We start from the raw sequence: 18,829 nt of genomic DNA on the forward strand, positions 1-18,829 counted from the left end.
TAACGATAATGTTATGTTGGAAAAAATATTGCCGTTTCAGGATGAAGCGTGAAGGAAACTGAATGACACCACGCCAACCTTTGGTCATGCAACCCAATCTATGGAAAACTTTTTTTGTTTTTCTTGTTCCGTTGATTGCTACCAACATTTTACAGAACTTATCGGGAACGATTAATACCATCTTTGTAGGTCAAATGATGGGAGTTGATGCGATTGCTGCGGTGTCTGTATTCTTCCCAATTCTTTTCTTTTTATTGGCATTTGTGATCGGGATCTCCGCGGGAACGACTGTACTGATTGGACAGGCATGGGGTGCACAAAATCTTGAAAAAGTCAGAAGTGTGATTGGCTCTACCCTATTTATGACTTTGATTGGTGGCAGCATTATTGCTGTTTTAGGTTGGAGCTTTGCCGAGCATATTTTGCAATTATTAGGTACAGACCCTAAAGTCATGCATCTTTCTTTACCCTACGTTCGCTGGATGCTCGTGGGTAGTCCATTATTGTTTGTCTATATTATTTATACTTCGATTTTACGCGGTGTCGGTGATAGTGTTACCCCTCTGATCGCATTGAGCCTAACCAGCCTGATTGGTCTGGCAGTAACGCCTGTTTTACTCAAAGGCTATTTTGGATTCCCTGCTCTAGGCATTGTTGCGCCTGCTGTTGCAACGATTATGGGATATGCTGCTGTACTGATCTTTCTAAGCTTCTACCTCAATTATAAGAATCACCCTCTCAAAATAGATGCGCGACTTTTGCAAAGCATTCGCCATGATGCAACATTAAGTAAACTGATCCTAAAACTTGGTATCCCAACAGGCATCCAGATGGTGACAACTTCATTGGCAGGCTTAGTCATTATTGGTTTGGTTAATCATTATGGTGCACATGCGACCGCAGCATATGGTGCAGTGAACCAAGTCCTCAACTATATTCAATTTCCAGCCCTCTCTATTTCAATTGCGGCTTCTATTTTTGCCGCTCAAGCGATTGGTGCAGGCAAACCCGAATTATTAGCCAAAGTCACACGAACGGCTTTAGGAATGAATGTCATATTTACTGGCAGTTTGATCACTTTGGCTTACTTATTTTCCAAATATTTAATGGCTCTATTTATTACCGATCATAGCGTCATTGAACTTGGGCAGCAGCTCTTATTTATTGTGTTATGGTCAATTTTATTCTTCGGTGCAAGTGCTATTTTTGCTTCAATCATGCGGGCTAGTGGAACCGTCAATGTCACAATGATGATCAATATTCTGACCATTATTTTAATTGAAGTTCCTTGTGCCTATTGGTTTAGTTCGTTATGGGGCTTAACGGGCATTTGGACTGCTTATGCACTTTCTTTTGTGTGCTTATGTGTATTACAAGCATCTTATTATCAGTTTGTTTGGAAGAAAACCAAGATCAAAGTCCTTATTTAAAAATTTCTTTGATCCTCAAATAAAAAAGCCATTCTCTAAGAATGGCTTTTTTATGCTTGCAACTTACATCATTTTTGTTGCAAGTGCAGCAATACGTTGATAACCCGTCGGGAATAGACGTTGGAAAGAATCCACAATACGAGCATCTGTTCCAATTAACAGACGGCGTTTATCTTTCAACACTGCATTTAAAATCTGACGTGCAGCTTCTTCTGGTGGTGTACGTAAGAATTTATCAAACTGCTTGATCGATTTATTTGGATCCATACCCAAGCTCTTTAAGCTGTCATTCATTTTGGCAGCTTTTGCGATATTGGTACGGATACCACCTGGATGTACGCAAAGAGAACTTACGCCACTCTTTTCAATATCAAGTTCTTGACGTAATGATTCAGTAAAACCACGTACCGCAAATTTTGTTGCATTGTATGCAGATTGTGTTGGTTGCGAAGTTAAACCAAAAATACTTGAGATATTGATGATATGACCATCTTTGGTTTGCTTAATGAATGGTAAGAATTCTTTGGTGCCGTAAACTACGCCCCAGAAGTTAATTCCCACGATCCACTCTAAATCTTCATAGCTTGCGCCTTCAACAGTTGAGCCAAGTGCCACACCTGCGTTATTGAAAATCATATTCACTGAGCCATGATCTTGAACAGTTTCTTGCGCCCATTGCTTCACCGCTTCACGGTTTGAAACATCAAGAACTTTGGTCGTTACTGTGATTGGGTTTTGTTTTACCAACTCAACAGTTTGCGCTAATCCTTTCTCATTGATATCACTCAATGACAAATGGCAACCTTGTTTAGCCAATAAAATTGCCAATTGTTGTCCAATCCCAGAACCTGCACCTGTGATCGCTGCGACTTTATTTTTAAAATTTTTCATTGCCTATCCTTTGTATTGCGAATGATATGCACACATTTGTCTTGATCATGTGCAGTTTAAGCTATAACCAATATAATTTTGACAATACGGGTTGTCAATATAGTACACTACAGCTTTAAGACAAATGGCAATAACCAACATATTGCTTGTCATATTAGGTCTATTTACATTTCATGACGTAAGATGTTTAGACACGATGAAATAAGTTTTACGAAATTTAGTTATTCTAAATTCGCAAGACCTGTTTAAAATGCAAATAAATCTTAGACATACGATTTAAAGACTTTTTTAGGGAACGGTTTTTCCATGGCAACTGAAGATCTAGCGACACGCAAGAAAAATAATACCGAAGCGAAAGAGCGTCAGTTTAAAGGTCTTTCTTTAACTGAACGCAAAGAAGCTCGCCGCGAAAAGTTGATTGAAGCAGGTATTGCAACCTACGGTACACAGGGGTTTTTTTCGGTCACTGTCAAAGATGTCTGTAATGAGGCGAAGCTGACTGAGCGTTATTTTTACGAATCATTTAAGAAAAGTGAGGAGCTTTTCCAAACGGTATTCTTAAAAATGATTGGCAAAATGCAAAATTGTTTAACCCAAGCCGTGCTCATGGCTGCACCTGAACCTAAGAATATGGTCACGGCAGGTTTATCCGCATTGTTGAGTGCGATTAAAGATGACCCTCGTATGGCACGAATTATTTATATCGATGCCATGTTGGTGCAAGATTTACATAATCAGGCGACGATTCAAGAAACCTTGACTCAATTCGATCGTATTATCCAAGCTTTCGTGATGATTACCATGCCGAATGCACCTCAAAGTGGTGAAGAAGTTTCATTAATGGCAACAGGTTTAAATGGTTATGTGACGCATATTATTATTCGTTGGGTTTCCGAAGGCTTTAAACAACCCTTAGAAGATGTGTTATCTGCTTGTTGTGCTGTGTTTTTATCATTTATTGAAACCACCTCACAAAAAAATTAAAATCCTTTTACAGTTTTGTGACGAACACAATAAAAAGGTTTCAATGGTATTAACCAAATGAATTCATTTGTTTTATTTGCAAACAACTTGTCATCATTTGGTCACTGCTCTGCCCTAGAATTGTCACAATTTATTGCTAAATTCGACTTTATTAACTCTTTTGCAATGATATTGTCATAATTAATCTTTGTAATAAGCCTGTCATAACAACAAAACGGTTCACCGTTACAGATTTTAAGGGTATTGCGCAGTGAAAGATGACTATATTTTAATTGTCGATGATGAGCTACCGATCCGCGAAATGATCCATACCTCTTTGGATATGGCAGGCTTCCAATGTTTACAAGCTGAGGATGCCAAACAAGCGCATCAGATTATCGTCGATCAGCGTCCTGCTCTTATTTTGCTGGATTGGATGCTACCAGGTGGTGTCAGTGGTGTAGATCTATGCCGTCGTCTCAAACGTGATGAAAACTTAGCTGAAATTCCTGTCATCATGCTGACAGCACGTGGTGAAGAAGACCATAAAGTGCAAGGGCTAGATGCGGGTGCAGATGATTACATGACCAAACCATTCTCTACACGTGAATTGGTTTCTCGTATCAAAGCCGTATTACGTCGTGCAAATGCACTCAGTGGCGAAAAAGTCATTGATGCTAATGGCTTAATGCTCGATCCGGTCAGCCAGCGTGTGAGCTTTGGTAACAGTATTCTCGATATGGGTCCAACCGAATATCGTTTATTGGCTTTCTTTATGACACACCCTGAACGTGCATATACACGTGCACAATTACTGGATCAAGTTTGGGGCGGTAATGTCTATATCGAAGATCGTACCATTGACGTGCATATCCGACGTTTACGCAAAGTGTTAGAACCTTTTGGCGTAGATCGTTTTGTACAAACAGTACGTGGCACAGGCTATCGTTTTTCTACACGAGCTGATTTAGCAGCAGGTTAAAATCCTTTATGTATGAACCTTATCCCGTCCCTGAACTGGCACGTGAACATCAACGTTTCCGTCACAGCAATTTATGGACGTTTGCAAAACAAGATCTAAGACTGCTACTTTTTTTCTTATTGATTGCGAGCTTAATTGGATTCGGGGTTGGATACTTTTGGAGCTGTATTTTTGTCGCGTTTGTCGTTTTTTTTATACTCCAACTCCGCTCACTGTATTTAGTCAATGAGTGGATCTCAAATCGTCCCTATGATGTCCCCCCAAATCTAAGCGGTATTTGGGGTGCATTATTATTTAATGTCTATCGAGCGCAGCGACAAGAACGTATCGTTCAAGCCGAAATGGTAGGTTTGATTGATCGTGCACAATCATCTCTGGTTGCATTGGCTGAAGCTGTCGTTTTGATTGATGACCAACATCAGATTGAATGGTGGAATCCTGCTGCCGAGAAGTTATTGGGCATCAATCCTTTGGATCGTGGACGTAATTTACTGGCTATTTTGCGTCAACCCAGTTTTATTGAATATTTTAATCATATCGATCAAGCACCTGATGGTATCCGTCTACAGGCTCAAATGGACGAAGACCGATATGTGCAAGTGAAGTTAACTCGCTTTGGTGGGGAAAGTCGCTTATTGGTGGCATATGACACCACTCGCGTACATAATCTTGAACAAATGCGTAAAGACTTCGTGGACAACATTTCTCATGAATTACGTACACCGCTCACCGTATTGAGTGGTTATATCGAAACATTTATCGATCAAGATGACATTACTCCTCGCTGGAAACGCGCTTTCACTCAAATGCAATCACAAACCAAACGCATGAATGCATTGGTGAATGATTTATTGCTTTTATCCAATTTAGAAAACAATAAAAAAGTCGCAAAAAATCAAATTATTGACATGGCAAATTTGATGAATCAATTATTTGATGATGCGCGTGCTTATAATCTCGATTATGGTCATACTTTAAATTTAGATATCGACAGTCATTGTGATTTAATCGGCTCTGATATGGAAATTGCCAGTGCGTTTAGTAATTTAATCACCAATGCAATTAAATACACACCGAAAGGCGGCATTATTACGATTGGCTGGCATGAAGATGGCGATCACGCTTACTTTACCGTACAAGATAATGGGATTGGCATTAATCCAAAACATCTACCCCGTTTAACTGAGCGTTTTTATCGTGTTGACAGCGCACGTAGCCGTCAGACAGGGGGGACAGGTTTAGGCTTAGCAATCGTCAAACATGTGTTAATGCAACATGGTGCGCATTTAGAAATTAGCTCCAAAGAAAACGAAGGCTCAACCTTTACCGCTGTCTTTCCCAAAGAACGTTTGTATCGTATAGGTTAAAATAGAGGGAGCTAAAATTGCTCCCTAAATATTTGATATTACAATTTAATTACAATAATAATATAATAATATTTTGATTAATTTCACCGCTCACACATTCTTCTTTAGACGTAATATATTTTATGAATTCTCATTTCTTTCGTAGTTTCGCCTTTCTCCTAGGCTTAAGTAGTTCATTTTCAGCGATCGCAATGCCTACTGATCCATTGATCGGTACTTGGAAAGTGGTAGATGAACGGAGTGGTTCTTATCTATCTGATATTGTGATCAGACGTAATTCTAAAACTGAACAATATAGTGCTGTCATTGTGAAAATGTACCCTCAAGGCAAAGAGGAGGTTCCTACACTATGCACCCCTTGTACTGGTGCTTTAAAAAATCAGCCGATTATTGGTATGGAAGTACTGAGTAATCTTAAAATGCTGAATCTAAATGAAGAATTTGGACAAGGTGTATGGATAAATCCTTATGATGGATATAAATATAGTTTGAATGCGCGTTTAAGTAAAACAGGTAAAATGCTCACAATAAATGCTAAAAACCCGAATAATAATACGTTTAGAAATATGACGTGGATTCGTCTCTAAATTAGAAATCTCCCTTTCAAAATTAGATTAAAAATCCATCAAAAAGAGCGTATATAAATACGCTCTTTTTTCAAATAATTCTGTGATTTTGAGATAAATAACACATAGATAAAAATACATTTCAAATGAAGGAATGACTTAAACAGATACAGGTTTCGACTCCACCAAATGACTGGGTAAACCAAAAATATGGTCGAAAAGATAATTATAAACAAAGGTATAACAAGGTATCAGAACCATCAGGCTGAAATCTAACAAAAATGCTTTTATTAAACTGATCTGCATCCACCATGCAATAAGTGGAATCAAAATCATCACTAAAACAATCTGAAAGCCGATGGCATGTACTACCCGTCTCATTACTGTGCGTTTTTTGGAGATCTGCTTTTTTTCCCACATCTCAAATACATGGTTATAAAAGTAATTGATCGTCACTGCGATCACAGCAATCAAGATCGACAAAGGTCCCGTATGACTTATGCTTGTATTCGAAAGTACAGCCAGCACCATCGCACAGATAAAAAAGCTAAAAACTTCATAGAAAAACACGTAGGTGACTCTTCTCTTGGTTCCTTGCATGACCACGCCTTAAAATTAATAATAAGTGGATTTTACGCTTTAAATTTGATAAAAAAAGTTAATCGTCATCAGATTTACTGACAAGGAAATTGTCATGAAACTTAGTAGTGATCAGCTAGAGTTGATTCTTGAAATTATTGATCGTGGTAATTTTTCCGCAGCGGCACGTGCCTTGAATCGAGTGCCCTCGGCTGTCAGCATGGCGATTGCGAACCTCGAAGCTGAATTGAATTTAAAATTATTTGAGCGCAGTAAAAATCATCTCGCCCCTACCGAAGTCGCTCTTTCAATTGAACCGCATGCTCGATTGATTGTCACCAAAATGCGCCAACTTGAAATGCATTTAAGCGAGCTTTCGATGGGACTCGAAACTGATATTTCGATTGGGGTTGCGGCAGACGTTAACCAAAAATTTTTATTAGCGGGAATTGAACAACTGATTCAACGTTATCCACTACTCAATATTGAAATGGTTTCAGCGCCTCAACAAGAATTAAAAGAGCGCCTAGAAAAAAATGAAATTGACTTATATGTTGCTTATAGTTCTTCAAATATTGATACCAACCAACGTTTTCGATTATTAGCGATGGAAAAGTTTGTAGCAGCCATTTCACCCCATAATGCACAGAAATTGAAAGAACAACAGCGCAATGAACTCACCACGCTGTCTGAATTAAGACAAATTATTGTGGCGAGTAAACATTATGCTTTACCCGATCCACGCATTCTAGTTTCTGAAACCTATTGGACGACTGATAATTTGTCGATGGCAATTCAGATGGTCGAGCAAGGATTAGGTTGGGGAAATTTTCCCCTTTCTGTTGTGAAAGAGCCTTTTAACCAGCAAAGTTTAGTTCGTTTAGCATTTAGTGATACGACCAATGGGTTAGATATGCCAATTCATGCGATTTGGCTAAGCTACAAACCACTCAGCCAATCTCTGCAATTTCTTATTGAGTTTTGGGCAAAACAAATTCAAATCGAATAAAAAAAAGCCCGACATCCTGTCGAGCTTTTTTCATATTCCTTTCACTAGGTACAACTCCTGTCATACCTCACATCCTGATGCACAAACTTATCATTCTTTTTTTATGTTTTGGAACTTCCTGTTCCTGATGAATCGATATTAGACAATTCAATTAAAGCTGCAAATGGGATATTCACCTTAATCAATGTAAGAAAAAGCGTACATGATTAAATCTTAGATCAATTTATCAAATAGATTAAATCTAAGCTTGAACTTAAATGAATGCTGTTAATCACCCAATAAATTCATATGATCTATTGAACTCGTCATTCCCATATAAGCATCATAGCTTTGAGCGAGTAGACAAATGATAACAAAAGCGATCAATATTAATATTTTCTTTGTCATGGTCATCTTCAGTTACTCAAATAAAGAATCTATGAAAAAGGTATAAGATTTTTACCATCTAATCTAATATAGAAAAAACAAGCAATGATCTAATTTTGAGATATGTGGACATTAAAACAATTCAATTATCTAATCACGATTGTTGAAACTGGTGGCTTTATTGCAGCGTCAGAAAAGCTTTTTATTGCCCAATCAGCACTCAGCAGGCAAATTAAAAACTTAGAAGAAGAACTGGGTTTTGAAATTTTTGATCGCTCAGAGAAAAAAATAAGACTCACCCCTGCAGGTGAAGCACTATATAAAAGTTTAAAGACCAATCTTGATCATTTAAAAAGCTCGATTGTGAGTGCTCAAAGTATTAGTCGCGGTGAAGGGAGAATTATTAAAATCGCACATTCTAGTAGTATTGTGCTTGATCAAAATAAGCTCGAAATCTTTGAGCAGTTGTGTGATACACATTTGATTGATATTGAAATGAATACTTTATCATCTGAACTACAGCTCGAATATTTATTAAATGGCAGCATTGACTTGGGCTTTATTCGCCCACCGATTTATCACAATCTAAATGATGTAAATTCGATCAGTTTATACACTGCACCCCTATATGTTGCTTCTCATAGCTCAGACTCCTTTTTCTACGAAAAAGAAAGTGTGACGATTCGTGAGTTAGCACAACTTAATTTTGTTTCTGTGCCTCATAAAGGGCGTGGTGGGCTAAGCTATCTGGCTGCTAATTTATGTTTGGTTAATGGTTTTACTCCCCAAAGAACCAAAATCTATTCGAGAAAAAGGTCTCAACTGGAATTAGTTGCGAATGGTTTTGGCATTTGTATTGTACCTGAGGAATTTAAAGTGATTCTTCCAAATAATGTCAGACTCATTCCCATTCATGATGACAATGCATTGAGTGAAGTTCGATTAATTTGGAAAAAGAATGAAGATCCAATCATTAACAGTTGTGCAGATGCTATTCATGCTTATTACAATGCTAAGCAGATGAACTTTTAGAAACTTACTGAGTTTCAGATCAAATGAAAAAGCCCGACATCCTGTCGGGCTTTTTCGTATTTCGCACTTTAGGTATAACTCCTGTCCTACCTCACGTCCTGATGCCTAAACTTATCATTTTTGTTTTATGTTCTAGAACTTCCTGTTCCTGATGAACCCATATTAGGTGATTTAGATAGGTACGGATATGGGTCATTGACTGGAATTGGTGTAAGAAAAAGCGTACATGGTTAATTTTATACTTGGTAAAAAATATCAAAACTGCTCAAAAAGAAGCCAACTTGTTTCTGTGTCGGCTTTTGGGTGTTTTTTTAGGTTATGTTAAATTTATAAAAAATTGATTTAATTAAAATAATTAAGATTTATTTCGGATACCGCCCATTATGTTAAATGGAATGCTATAGCTTTAAGTGTATTGTATATTGCATTTTCTAATTTTTAGGGGCCGATTTTGATGAAATTTGAATTTTATATTGATGAGTCTGGTAATACAGGGGATATTTTTTGTAATGATTTTTATGCAAAGTTATCAGATCAACCACATTATGTTTCTGTAGCTATAGGCATAGATTCAGAAAAAAAAGAGAAATTAGAAGAAAGTCTTACAGAACTTTTTTCAAAGTATACTAAGACTGGGAAAGAAATAAAATGTAGGGATTTTTATAAAAAAAGACCTGCCTTAATTAAAGAAAGTATTGATTTTATTGTAAAAAACAATATCCCATTTTTTATAGATACAGTAGATAAAAAGTATTGTATTAATACAACTATGTGTAATCATTATTTATTTAACCCTTGTTCACTTAAAGATTTCGATAAGGAACAACATCAAAAGGTTGCAGATTTTTTAACTAAATATATGGATGAAAATTATTACCAAAATTTTAATAATTTTTTGTTAGAACCAAATGACTCTAATCTAATAGAACTATTCCAACTATTTAAGGATGCAATGAATAGAAATATTAAGGGGCTATTAAACAAGAATTATTTAACAAAACAATTAGAAAAAAATAAAAATTTGTATTTATCTTTAAAAGATAAATACAATGAAAAATCTTTAGGTTGGTTTACTCCTATTCCGGATTACACAAAGAACGGAAATAAAATTATTCTCTTACCTAATTTATCAACACTAGCTCACCTAGTAGCAAGAGTGAATTATTTTTATGATCTGAAAAATGTTCAATTCATTCATGACACACAAAATGATTTTGATGATATATATTCTCAATTAATAGCATCTTTATCTGATAAAAATAAATTTGATGTGATGGAAACACCTTATGCTAACTTTTATACAGATACAATCCCCAATGTAAGTTATTGTAATTCAAAAGATTCTGTTTTTATTCAGCTAGCAGATATACTTTCTGGCTTCATCTCTAGATATTATAAAAGCTTGTTTTCAAACCCTAAGGAGATAGAAAAAATTTATGATGATATTTTTTGCCAAATATGGTCGAAAAGTTTAGATAGAACTGGTTTTGGTATTCATATGACAATGGGAATATCTTCAAGAAAATTAATTGAAAATAGATTTAACACTTGTAAAAATAAATAGTTACTTTAATATTCTACATGTCCAGTTAGGATTGCTATCTAACCAACGCAACTGGATTTAAAAATGAAATTAGATAGCAATAGTCTGGGTGTTGCGTACCTAACTCATCATGAGACCCGCAGCAGTTTTTTAAAGGAAGTGATTATGTCACAACTGAAGAAAACAAACTCAGCGGGTTTAGTTCTTGGGTTTCCAGCGGTATTTAATGTACTCGTCGGTTATTTTGATCCAAGTTTAGCGTACTTGTTGACTTTGATTTTTATCGTTAGCTTGTGTGTTGTTCAAAACTAAGCTGACGGCCACTCAAAAGGTGGCTTTTTTTATTCTTAATGATTAAGTTTCCCTAAAATTAACATAATACGCTTTATGCGAAATACGTAACAATAAAAAAGCCCTTTAAAGTTTTAAAGGGCTTTTTAAACTTATTTCTAAATTAAACCGAGTGACCTAAACGCTCACCCATCACCACACTCGAGTTCGCTTTAAACTGCGCTTCCCACACCATTTTATCTTTTTCAAATAAAACCACAGCAGTAGAACCTAGGTAGAAACGACCTAACTCAGCCCCTTTTTCTAACTGCATTTGGTGATGTTGTAATTCAACACGACCTGTAGGTTTTACTTTACCCGTTGCAACAGTTTCAATGCCTGCCACAATCATTGCACCGACTAAGACCACCGCCATACGACCAAGTTCAGTATCAAATAAACACACCATACGCTCGTTACGTGCAAACAAACCTGGTACATTTTCAGCAGTGGTCTGGTTGACTGAGAACAACTCACCTGGAATATATAGAGTTTCGGTCAACGTGCCCGCCAATGGCATATGTACACGATGATAATCTTTCGGTGATAAGTAAACCGTTGCAAACTGACCATCAATAAATGGTTTCGCCAATTGCGGATCACCAATCAATTTATCAACAGAAAAACTTTGAGCTTTGGCTTGAAAAATATCACCTGCTTCAATTTTACCCAACTGTGAAATCGCACCATCCGCAGGGCAAACAATACTATCCGCTTGTTCATCTACACCACGTACACCTTGTTTTAATGCACGAGTGAAAAATTCATTAAATGATTTATATTGATTTGGATTCGTTTGTTCGGCAATGCTCATATCAATGCCATATTTTGCTTTGAATGCTTGAATCACAGCAGTTTTCACCAAAACATTTTCACTTGCGGCAACTTTACCAATGACACGGCTCAGTTGATGTTGCGGTACTAAATTTTGTGCTTTGATAAAAAGTTGTTTTTTTAAATCTGCTGAAAAACTCAAGACGGTGACTCCCCTGAAATAATAGGACTATCGAGGCGATTGCCCCATTCACTCCACGCACCATCGTAGGCTCTGACTTGCCAATTGAGCAATCTTGCCAATATATACGCCAAACCCGAACGATGATGTGACTGACAATACACCACCACAGGTTGTTGTAAATTAAAGCCTAATTGTTCTAAACGTTGTTGAGTGCGTTCAAGCGGGTGTAATTTTAGATGATTTTCACGGTTTAGGGCAGTACTCCATTCAAAATGCAATGCATTTGGGATGTGACCACCGCGTCGCGCAGCTAAACGTAGTCCAGTATATTCTTCATTAGTACGACAATCCCAGAGCTGAATATTCTGTTCTTGAACCTGCTGAAGTAATTCATTGTATTCAACTCGATACTGTTGCAAACTATTCAAATTAACTTGCACAAGCTCGCTCACAGGGGTGACTTTATCTATATCTGCTGTAGTCGGTAAGCTTGCTCCCAACCAAGCATGAATCCCACCATTAATCAAACTGGTGCGGTTAAAACCAAGACAATGTAAATTCCAAATTAAACGCCCTGCCCACGCCCCACCTTCATCGTCATAAACGACAATATGATGTTGAGATGAAATATTTAATTTTTCGACGAGAGCTTGTAAACCTGCTAGATCAGGTAATACCCCATTCGCCTGTTCATGCTGTGCAACCAAGAATTTAGGCTGTAAATGAATGGCATGAGGAATATGCAATTGTTCATAAACCGATGCTCGGCTTAAATCAACGACACGAATCAGCTCATGTCCTAAATAAGGTACAAGTTCTTCAGGCTCAATCAGTAAACCCAGTTTAAAATCTACATCAGTCATTTTTATGCTATTTTCTATCCGCATTGAATCAATTTTAACATAGCCGACTTTTTATCTTTGTCTGATTTTTTGCTTTCAATTAGCAGAAAATCAGCTATAGATTAGCTGACATCTTCGATCTCAAACACCTGTCTTAAATATGCAAGGAAAGTTTCATTGTCAGTCATGGTTTTGCCCGAACTATCGGAAATTTTGGCCACTGATTGACCATTACACTCAACTAACTTCAATACAATATTCAGAGGCTTTTGCCCCATATCATTGGTCAGATTCGTCCCAATGCCAAAACTGACTTGAAAACGATCTTTAAAATATTGATGCAATAGCCATGCTTTTTCTAAATTGAGACCATCACTAAAGGTCAGCATTTTGGTTTTGGTATCAATTTTTAATTTGCGGTAGTGTACATACGCTTTATCCCCCCATTCATAGGGATCACCACTGTCATGACGTAAGCCATCAAAGAGTTTGGCAAAGTACAAATCAAAATCACGTAGAAAAGCATCCATTCCGACCACATCGGTCAAAGCAATGCCTAAATCACCACGATATTCTTGTACCCATGCTTCTAGAGCCGCTTTTTGAAAATTACGTAATCGGACATCTAAAGCTTGAAACGCTTGTAAAAACTCATGTGCCATCGTCCCGATTGGGCTAATACCCAAATCTTTAGCAAGTAGAACATTACTGGTTCCACGAAACACTTTTGGTGCAACCGCATGAAAGGCTTGTACCACATGTTTTTGCCATTCAAAACTATAACGACGGCGTGTGCCAAAATCCGAAACTAAAAATGGTGGATCACTCTCTTTTTGTTCTTTAGCATATTGTTCTAACTGAAGTAATTTCTGTTGTAAGCGACGTTCACCTTCCGCCAATACTTCATCGCTACGGATACGGCGGAAATACAATTCATTGACGATCGCCAATACAAAAATCTCAAACATCATGGCCTGAACCATCGGCCCTTCAATCCGAATATCTAACCGACCCGTCTCATCAATACTGGCTTGGATAAAACGTCTTTTTAGCTGGAATAATTCAAGGTAATCAACAAAATCACTTTTGATGAAACGTAAAGAACGAAGATATTGCAACTCATCTTCAGCAAAACGCAATTCACAGAGTAAATCAAGCTGATGATTCAGATCTTCTAGAATCTCAACCAAAGGATAAACCGTATCTTCTAAGTTTCGACAGCGAAATAAATACACGCTATGCGTCTGTGGAAATTGATGCAGCACCACTTGTAGCATGGTGAATTTATATAAGTCAGTGTCGAGTAAAGATCGAATAATGGCAGACATAGCGGATGGTTATAACCGATTCTTTTGCATAATAGCTATTGTTATACAATCAATTGACTCATATTGAATAGTAGACTTTTGCTGCACAACTCATTTTTATATGCGGTGTCTGATACACTGCCTCACTCTATTTCATCTATTTTTTAATCTTATGCGCGCATTAATTCAACGAGTTCTAGAAGCGAAAGTCGTGGTTGAGGGTCAAACCACTGGCGAAATTCAGCACGGCTTACTCGTATTCTTAGGTCTAGGTAAAAGCGATACTTTAGAGCAAGGACAAAAGCTCATTGATAAGATTTTAAAATATCGAATATTTGATGATGAACAAGGCAAAATGGGGTGGAATCTAAGCCAAGCTCAGGGTGGACTTTTATTGGTCTCACAATTTACTTTGATGGCACAAACACAAAAAGGCTTACGTCCTGATTTTGGACCTGCAATGCCCCCTTCGGAAGCCAAAGCGCTCTATGAACAATTGGTTGAATACGCACAACAGCAATTTACTCATGTCCAAACAGGTATTTTTGCTGCTGATATGAAAGTCCATTTAATTAATGACGGACCTGTGACTTTTAATTTAGAAATTGAATAAATGAGACATAAAAAAACTCCCTTTTAGGGAGTTTTTTTATGTTGGTTTATTTACCTGTTTTTTCTTTAATAAATGCACGTGCTTGGCGAATTTTTTCTTTTACTGGTTTTGGCACTTTCGGTGGAATCAATTTAGCTGCTTGGTTAAACCAAACTAACAAGCTGAAATCACCTTCCATTTTAATGCTGCCATCTTGCATACCTGTCATGAATGCAGTTGGATCACCCTTCACTAAAGTTTTTACGCCTTGCTCACTTGAAGCAAATTGCAAAATAAAATCAGCTTTTTCAGGACTACCCGCAACCGTATCAATTTTGCCACGATTAACAATAATCTGACGTGCCAAACCTAAATCTGTACCAATTTGAATACGAAATTCACGGTCATGAACCAATTCAATAAACTTTGGGCTCGTACGTGCCAATTGCTTCATACGTAACGCCAAACCTGCCACTAATAGATCAAGTGGGTCAGTGCTTACATCAACGATCGGTAACTGAATCACAGGTAAAGAAGAAAGCTTCATGACATTTATGCCTACAGTATAATGATGAAAATTAAGACAACCGTATCCTAGCACAATTGTCGATATGTCTGTAAAAGCTTTGTTGCAGAAAGTTAGCACAAAAAAGGCATGCTGAGCATGCCTTTTTTGTAGTTCAAATTATTATAAATTATCGGCTAGAACATTGTTGTTGGTCATCCTTGTAGACTGGCGTATGTTCAATATACTGACGTTTCGCCAATTGCTTTTGTGTTTGTTTGTCTTCACGTAAAAGTATGAATGTAACCGTTACCATCGCAAGGCTCAGGGCTGTCAAATAACTATAGGCGACCGACATTTCGAACATGGTTTGCATACCAAAGCGCACCACTTCTAATAGTCCCCAACTCAACATACCCGCTAGCATAAAGCCTAACCAACGACGATAAGGAGAAAAGAAAACAGCAATAACTGCGACAGCGATTAAGCCAAATCCAACCCACATGGTGAAATTCGCTGCTTCCATAGAAACCTCCGTCTTTAAAAGGTGGTTTGGATCGTGTCCAAACCTCATATTTGTTCTGTAATCTCTAAACAGTATTCGGTATTGCATTAACGTCTTTATGCATTATGGAGGTTTTTTTATAGAAAAAAAGAGCTTGAAATTAACCATACGACACAAGGTGTCGCAATATGCTTTTGTCATTACATTTTTTTAAATTACAAAAGTCTCAAAGTGCTATATAGCATCAATTGCGGCGTGTCATTACAAAAAAATATCGCTCTTTTTAATCATTCAGAAACTTTTTTCAGAATTTTTTTATCGTTGTTTTTCTATACATTTAGACATAAATATGACGAATTAATGACGCTTGTAGAATAAATAAAACCGCTTCGAAAGCGGCTTTATTTACGTCTAAGAACTCGCGTGTTAAGCACGATTTAAATCTTTATCATGCATACCCAATAAGTACAAAACGCCATCTAAACCTACACTCGAAATCGCTTGATTCGCATTTTGACGAACAAGTGGTTTAGCGCGGAACGCCACGCCTAAACCAGCGATTGATAGCATTGGTAGATCATTAGCACCATCACCAACAGCCATCGCCTGCTCTAATGAGATTCCCATTTTATCTGCCAATTGACGCAATAATTCAGCCTTACGTGCGCCATCCACGATTGCACCTTTGACTTCACCTGTCACCAACCCGTCTTGTACATCTAAAATATTGGCATGTACCTCATCAATACCGAGCTTTGCTTGTAAATATTCAGCAAAATACTGGAAACCACCCGATAAGATTGCCGTTTTATATCCTAATGCTTTCAGAGTTGAGATTAAACGTTCCGCCCCTTCCGTCACGGTTAAACGTTCTGCAATTTTAGGTAATACAGAAGCATCCAAGCCTTTTAACAATGCAACACGTGCACGAAAACTTTGTTGGAAATCGAGTTCACCTTGCATAGCACGCTCAGTAATTTCAGCGACCTGTTCACCGACACCTGCTTCTAGCGCCAATTCATCAATCACTTCTTGTTCAATCAGTGTTGAGTCCATATCGAAACAAACTAAACGACGATTACGACGGTAAGCATTATCTTCTTGTACCGCCACATCAATATTCAGTTCACCTGACAAACTCAAACATGCAGCTCGCATCGCTTGTGCATCCAACATTTGTCCACTTAAGCCAAACTGAACACAAGCACGACGTGGAAATTGGCTTTCTGCATCGAGATCTAAACGACCAGATAAGCGTGTTACTGTTTCAATATTGAAGCCCTGACTCGATACAATTTTAGTGACTGCCTGCAAATGCGCAGCGGTAAGCTCAGGTGCAAGTGCCGTCACGATATAACGTGTACGCCCACCTTCACTCACCCATTGATCATATTCTGCGTTGGAGATTGGTTTAAATCGCACAGTTAAGCCAATATCATGTGCTAAAATCAAAATCTCTTTCATTGCTAATGCTGTTGCAGTCTCATTATCCGAAGCAATAACAATTCCTAAAGTGAGTTGATTATGGATAACAGCCTGACCCACATCGAGTATTTGCAAAGAATGCACGGAAAGTACCTGCATTAATCGAGTAAACTGATTCGGTTGATCTGGTCCTAAAAAGGATATAAGAATGATTTCACGCATGAATTGACTCGTGTTTGAGCGACAACTATTGTATGTAAGAATCATAACATAACCCAACCTAAATCTATTTGCCTTGGAAGTTTAACTTGAATGCGCCTCGCCAAGGGCTATTTGCTAGCCTACTAATTGTAAGTTTTGCATTGCATACCTTTTTATTGGTGATTGCAACGACACATCAACTCAATGAAAATCGCGCCAGCCAAGGACAACTGATGACCAGTCAGTTAGTGGCGGATAGTCTTTCAGAGTTGGAACCTGCCAATACCGTCTCATTGGCATTGGTTGCCAATCGCTATGCCACCAATCCCAGTATTGCTTCAATTCGTATCTTAGATGCCAATAAACAAGTCCTTGCAACCAGTGGTATGGCAAAGACGCGTCAAGGTGAAGTCTTTGTTCGAGATGCACTACAAAATGAGAAGAAAGTTGGAACGGTTGAAATTACGCTTATCCAACCAAGTATTGGTGAAATCTTACGCACGCAGTGGCTGGCGATTTTGGCATCTTTATTTATTCATGGGTTGATCTGGTTGGCGTATCGTGCCATTGCACGTCCAACACGTAGTGAATATTTAGCTCGTATTAACCAAGAAAATCATCTTAAACATGAAATTCAACGTTTAACTCAGGCTCTCGCACTTGAGAAGCAAAATACAGTCACGTTAGTTGCACAAGCACAGCAACAGGCAAAAGTACAACCAAAATCACGTATTGAAAAAGCTTCAACAGATCAACAAGTCAATCTAGATCATCAAACTGTCGCACTGAATATCCAGTTTTATGATCCAAAACAACTGTTGAGTAGTGTCAATCAATCGGTTTCTGTGCCTTATTTTAAACTCTGTCAATTATTCTTGGATAAAAGCATTGATCTCTGTGCGAAACATTACCAACTCGACGCTGCACAAATGAACGTCGTTCAAGAATTTAATGCCGAAGGCGCAACCTTGTCGACGACATCAGAACATCCTCATGCATTAGAATGCCTGATGATGATTGGTGCTGTTTTCCAGTTATTGGCAGATGTTTTATATAAGCGTTATCGTGAAGATAAACGTTTTGCACTACAAACACGCGGTGCTGTTGCTAGTGCTGTAGACGCGATGCAATTAGATGCCATTGAAGCAGCCAAGCGCTTAACTCAACACTTACATGCCAAAGAAGCAGCTTTACACCTCAATCATGAGCAACTCAAAACGGTTCAAAACAGTTATGAATTAGTTGTGATGCCAAATCCGAGTAGTATTATGACTCGTCATGCCTTTATGATTAATGGGATGAATGAGCAATGTGCTACCGTAGCACAAAATCTGCGCACTGAAATTTTGATGGGTAAAAAAGTAAAAGCTTCGACTGAATCTTAGGTCGATCGAATGTATCGGTTCAAATTCAAAATGCAACGCTCCCTTACAGGG

19 protein-coding genes are annotated in these 18,829 nt (G+C 37.8%); 11 read left to right on the forward strand and 8 right to left on the reverse strand.

The genetic code is table 11. The features are described 5' to 3' along the window. Positions 1–62: 62 nt before the first annotated feature. Positions 63–1,430 (forward strand): MATE family efflux transporter, encoded by a 1,368-nt coding sequence (locus AAV96_RS14700; protein ID WP_046739846.1) that lies wholly within the window; start codon positions 63–65, stop codon positions 1,428–1,430. A 63-nt stretch (positions 1,431–1,493) separates the two neighbouring features. Here the strand turns inward: AAV96_RS14700 and AAV96_RS14705 are convergent, their stop codons facing one another. Continuing rightward, positions 1,494–2,321 (reverse strand): SDR family NAD(P)-dependent oxidoreductase, encoded by an 828-nt coding sequence (locus AAV96_RS14705; protein ID WP_004659799.1) that lies wholly within the window; start codon positions 2,319–2,321, stop codon positions 1,494–1,496. 306 nt (positions 2,322–2,627) lie between these two features. On the opposite strand from AAV96_RS14705, the gene AAV96_RS14710 reads away from it, so the two are divergent. The 4 genes from AAV96_RS14710 to AAV96_RS14725 all read left to right on the forward strand — a co-directional run bounded on the left by AAV96_RS14710 (position 2,628) and on the right by AAV96_RS14725 (position 6,220). Beyond that, positions 2,628–3,305: a TetR/AcrR family transcriptional regulator gene (locus tag AAV96_RS14710; protein ID WP_004659796.1), complete on the forward strand. Its 678-nt coding sequence runs from the start codon at positions 2,628–2,630 to the stop codon at positions 3,303–3,305. Between the two features lie 250 nt (positions 3,306–3,555). After that, a complete protein-coding gene (gene phoB / locus AAV96_RS14715) occupies positions 3,556–4,266 on the forward strand; it encodes a phosphate regulon transcriptional regulator PhoB (protein ID WP_004659793.1) in 711 nt (236 codons plus the stop codon). 8 nt (positions 4,267–4,274) lie between these two features. Then, positions 4,275–5,633, forward strand: a complete 1,359-nt coding sequence (gene phoR, locus AAV96_RS14720) for a phosphate regulon sensor histidine kinase PhoR (protein ID WP_004659791.1) — start codon at positions 4,275–4,277, stop codon at positions 5,631–5,633. Between the two features lie 122 nt (positions 5,634–5,755). Beyond that, the gene (locus tag AAV96_RS14725; RefSeq protein ID WP_046739847.1) at positions 5,756–6,220 is read left to right on the forward strand and encodes a DUF2147 domain-containing protein; all 465 of its coding nucleotides are present in this window, start codon (positions 5,756–5,758) and stop codon (positions 6,218–6,220) included. 138 nt (positions 6,221–6,358) lie between these two features. Here the strand turns inward: AAV96_RS14725 and AAV96_RS14730 are convergent, their stop codons facing one another. After that, complete coding sequence (locus tag AAV96_RS14730; protein ID WP_046739848.1) at positions 6,359–6,799, reverse strand: PACE efflux transporter; 441 nt, start codon at positions 6,797–6,799, stop codon at positions 6,359–6,361. Positions 6,800–6,893: 94 nt separating this feature from the next. Between AAV96_RS14730 and AAV96_RS14735 the strand changes: the two genes are divergently transcribed. The 4 genes from AAV96_RS14735 (at position 6,894) to AAV96_RS14750 (ending at position 11,040) form a co-directional block, all read left to right on the forward strand. Then, positions 6,894–7,787 carry a LysR family transcriptional regulator gene (locus AAV96_RS14735; protein ID WP_046739849.1) on the forward strand — a complete coding sequence of 298 codons (894 nt, stop codon included), beginning with the start codon at positions 6,894–6,896 and terminating at the stop codon, positions 7,785–7,787. Positions 7,788–8,276: 489 nt separating this feature from the next. Continuing rightward, the gene (locus tag AAV96_RS14740; protein ID WP_046739850.1) at positions 8,277–9,185 is read left to right on the forward strand and encodes a LysR family transcriptional regulator; all 909 of its coding nucleotides are present in this window, start codon (positions 8,277–8,279) and stop codon (positions 9,183–9,185) included. A 454-nt stretch (positions 9,186–9,639) separates the two neighbouring features. Beyond that, a complete protein-coding gene (locus AAV96_RS14745) occupies positions 9,640–10,749 on the forward strand; it encodes a DUF3800 domain-containing protein (RefSeq protein ID WP_046739851.1) in 1,110 nt (369 codons plus the stop codon). Positions 10,750–10,812: 63 nt separating this feature from the next. Further along, positions 10,813–11,040, forward strand: a complete 228-nt coding sequence (locus tag AAV96_RS14750) for a hypothetical protein (protein WP_046739852.1) — start codon at positions 10,813–10,815, stop codon at positions 11,038–11,040. A gap of 142 nt (positions 11,041–11,182) precedes the next feature. On the opposite strand, the gene asd is transcribed toward AAV96_RS14750, so the two are convergent. From asd to pncB, 3 genes are all read right to left on the reverse strand, one after another. Then, entirely contained in the window at positions 11,183–12,034 is an 852-nt protein-coding gene (gene asd, locus AAV96_RS14755) for an archaetidylserine decarboxylase (protein ID WP_046739853.1), read from the reverse strand. Beyond that, positions 12,031–12,879 (reverse strand): sulfurtransferase, encoded by an 849-nt coding sequence (locus AAV96_RS14760; RefSeq protein ID WP_046739854.1) that lies wholly within the window; start codon positions 12,877–12,879, stop codon positions 12,031–12,033. Before AAV96_RS14760 ends, asd begins: the two co-directional genes overlap by 4 nt. 101 nt (positions 12,880–12,980) lie before the next feature. Continuing rightward, a complete protein-coding gene (pncB, locus tag AAV96_RS14765; RefSeq protein ID WP_046739855.1) occupies positions 12,981–14,186 on the reverse strand; it encodes a nicotinate phosphoribosyltransferase in 1,206 nt (401 codons plus the stop codon). A 151-nt stretch (positions 14,187–14,337) separates the two neighbouring features. On the opposite strand from pncB, the gene dtd reads away from it, so the two are divergent. Further along, positions 14,338–14,778 carry a D-aminoacyl-tRNA deacylase gene (gene dtd / locus AAV96_RS14770; protein ID WP_046739856.1) on the forward strand — a complete coding sequence of 147 codons (441 nt, stop codon included), beginning with the start codon at positions 14,338–14,340 and terminating at the stop codon, positions 14,776–14,778. Between the two features lie 46 nt (positions 14,779–14,824). Here dtd and AAV96_RS14775 read toward each other — a convergent pair whose 3' ends face one another. The 3 genes from AAV96_RS14775 to serB form a co-directional block, all read right to left on the reverse strand. Beyond that, positions 14,825–15,304 carry a hypothetical protein gene (locus tag AAV96_RS14775; protein WP_004659770.1) on the reverse strand — a complete coding sequence of 160 codons (480 nt, stop codon included), beginning with the start codon at positions 15,302–15,304 and terminating at the stop codon, positions 14,825–14,827. A 148-nt stretch (positions 15,305–15,452) separates the two neighbouring features. Then, positions 15,453–15,788 (reverse strand): ciprofloxacin tolerance protein AciT, encoded by a 336-nt coding sequence (gene aciT, locus AAV96_RS14780; protein WP_004659768.1) that lies wholly within the window; start codon positions 15,786–15,788, stop codon positions 15,453–15,455. Positions 15,789–16,193: 405 nt separating this feature from the next. Continuing rightward, positions 16,194–17,414, reverse strand: coding sequence for a phosphoserine phosphatase SerB (gene serB / locus AAV96_RS14785; protein WP_046739891.1), 1,221 nt, complete (start codon positions 17,412–17,414; stop codon positions 16,194–16,196). Between the two features lie 68 nt (positions 17,415–17,482). On the opposite strand from serB, the gene AAV96_RS14790 reads away from it, so the two are divergent. After that, positions 17,483–18,778 carry a hypothetical protein gene (locus AAV96_RS14790; protein WP_171249165.1) on the forward strand — a complete coding sequence of 432 codons (1,296 nt, stop codon included), beginning with the start codon at positions 17,483–17,485 and terminating at the stop codon, positions 18,776–18,778. The last annotated feature ends 51 nt before the right edge of the window (positions 18,779–18,829 follow it).

This window comes from Acinetobacter sp. AG1, assembly GCF_001005525.1.
Lineage (GTDB): Bacteria > Pseudomonadota > Gammaproteobacteria > Pseudomonadales > Moraxellaceae > Acinetobacter > Acinetobacter modestus.